This is a genomic window from Streptomyces albicerus (assembly GCF_008905045.1).
Lineage (GTDB): Bacteria > Actinomycetota > Actinomycetes > Streptomycetales > Streptomycetaceae > Streptomyces > Streptomyces albicerus.
Window position 1 is genome coordinate 1 of record NZ_VWMY01000144.1, and the last position, 933, is coordinate 933.

1 protein-coding gene is annotated in these 933 nt (G+C 63.9%); it reads right to left on the reverse strand.

All coding sequences use genetic code 11. From position 1 onward, the window contains the following. On the reverse strand, positions 1-907 hold a 907-nt coding region (locus GAS53_RS53205; RefSeq protein WP_151485032.1), incomplete at its 3' end, for a helix-turn-helix transcriptional regulator. Between the last annotated feature and the right edge of the window lie 26 nt (positions 908-933).

Sequence of the window (933 nt, forward strand, 5' to 3'; positions counted from 1 at the left end):
GAGCCCTGGCTTCGGTGGGGCCGTGCACAGTGATGGCGCTCCCGAACGGCAGTAGTGCTCGCACGTCCTCCAGATGCAGGAAGCGGATTGTTACCTTGCGGCCGGTGGCGGATTCTTCATGGTCGTCCCAGACGAGTCGTAGGCCAAAGATCCGTTGCGCTCGCTCGATCTGGGTCTGGTCGATGGTGGCGCTGACCTCTATCGCGTGGTTGTGTTCCCACTGAGCAATGAGCGCAGCAGCGACGGTGGCCAGGGTCTGGCTCTCGCGGATCCGTCGTGGCTGGTCGACTTCTTTCCACGTCGTGATCCGTTCGAGTCGGTACATCCGTGGCACTCGGGCACAATCGGCGACGAGGTACCAGATGCCAGCCTTGGCGAACAGCCCGTAGGGATCCACGACCAGGTCGCGTGGGCATGACTCGCGTGGGCTGTCGTACTCGATCCGTAGCCGGCGACCTCGCCGCACTGCGCCGATCAGCGAAGCCGGAGTCGTGCCGAAAGCTCGTGCCTGACGCCAGGGACGGCTGTCCACGTGCACTACGTCGGTGAGCGGCAGGAGCTCATGAACTCGACGTGACTGTGTAGCGGCGATCTTGGAGAGCGCGCGCTGGCTTTCGACCGATGCGTTGAGCTCCGCACGTTGCTTCTCATCCAGCCCAGTGAGCGACAGATGATCACGCTCGCCCGGTGTGAGTCGCGTGAGGTCGAGTCCGGATCCGGGCAGCATGGTCACGCCTCCGAGGCGGCCCCGGTGTGCGGTCACCGGCAGACCGGCGTCGCGGAGCCAGTTCAAGTCCCGGGTGATGGTTCGAAGGGACACCCCGAGCGCCGAGGCGAGTTCCTGCGTGGTCACGGCATCCCTCGATTTGAGGAGCAGCATCAGGGTGAAGAAGCGGTCTGGGGTCACACACCAATTTTTTCAGGAATTGCGAC